This is a genomic window from Enterococcus sp. FR204 (genome assembly GCF_031143325.1).
GTDB classification, from domain to species: Bacteria; Bacillota; Bacilli; order Lactobacillales; family Enterococcaceae; genus Enterococcus_B; species Enterococcus_B faecium.
The window spans coordinates 1-1,274 of sequence record NZ_JAKZIW010000098.1 but is presented as its reverse complement, the minus strand read 5'-3'; the positions used below and the strand labels follow the sequence as shown (position 1 = coordinate 1,274).

Annotated in this window: 1 protein-coding gene; it reads left to right on the top strand. The window is 41.3% G+C overall.

Going from position 1 to position 1,274, the window contains the following annotated elements:
• The first annotated feature begins 68 nt into the window (after positions 1–68).
• Positions 69–1,210 (top strand): IS3 family transposase gene (locus RG571_RS11970; RefSeq protein WP_152993774.1). Its coding sequence is split into 2 segments (ribosomal slippage): positions 69–297 and positions 297–1,210, totalling 1,143 coding nucleotides; the frame shifts between segments, so codons are not numbered across the junction.
• Positions 1,211–1,274 lie beyond the last annotated feature (64 nt).

Sequence of the window (1,274 nt, the reverse complement as noted above, 5' to 3'; positions counted from 1 at the left end):
TGATGTTAGGATGATTTCATGGACACGATTTGGTAGAATCTAACTACTAAGAAAAGGACGTGTCCACGATGGCAAAAGCCAAGAAAAAATTTGATGAAGACTTTAAGAAGACGATCTTAGATTTAAACCAGTCTGGCCAATCGGTCGAGGAACTGGCAGAGCAATATGGTATCGCTACACAAACGATTTATCGTTGGAAGAAGCTTCATACAAAGAATGAAGCAACCGGCATGACTGAGGCAGAAATCCTAGCAATGAAAAAGGAAATGGCCCGCATGCAGGAGGAAAACACCATCCTAAAAAAGGCTTTAACCATATTCGCTCAAAAGTAAAAATGAGTGATGTCTTCGAATTTATTCAATCAAATGTTCATGATCATGACGTAAAACAAATGTGTACCGTTTTGGAAGCACCGAAATCCAGCTACTATGACTGGAAGAAAAAGAAACCTTCCAAGCGCCAATCAGAAAACAAACGCTTAAACCGCTTGATTTCAGGAATCTACTTTGAAAACAAGGGGATCTATGGTGCGCCCAAAATTCATAAGATTCTTGTTGGCCGTGGCGAGAGCTTGTCCCTAAAGAAAGTACAAATACTGATGAGAAAATTAGGCTTGCGTTCAGTCACCCTCAAGAAGTACAAGCCTGGCAAACAAGCAAAAGTTAAAAGTGAAGGACGTAAAAACTTGTTAAACCAAGATTTTACCACTACGTCGATCAATCAAAAATGGGTGACAGATATTACCTATATTCATACCCTAAAAGATGGCTGGACCTACCTCTCCACTATCCAAGACCTCCACACAAAGAAAGTCATCGGTTGGAAGTTTGGCAAGCAGATGACGAAAGAATTGGTTATCGAAACCCTTGACCATGCGCTCTTACACCAAACACCCTCCGAGAACTTGATCATCCACTCAGATTTGGGTTCTCAGTACACTAGCGAAGCCTATGAGGCAAAGCTGAATGAATTGAACATTCGGCACTCCTTCAGTCGTAAGGGCTGTCCCTACGATAATGCCGGCATCGAATCGTTTCACGCCTCACTCAAAAAAGAAGAAGTCTATCCATCAAAAGCGTATGAAAACTTTGAAGCTGCTCATTTAGCGTTATTTCAATACATTGAAGGATTTTACAATCGCAAGCGAATCCATAGCAGTATCAACTATTTAACACCAAATCAGATGGAGGAGTTGGCATTGCAAGCTTAGTTCCTAGCTACCACCTACATTTTTTTGGCGAGATTTCCACAGGGCTTCAACTTCATCGCTTCGA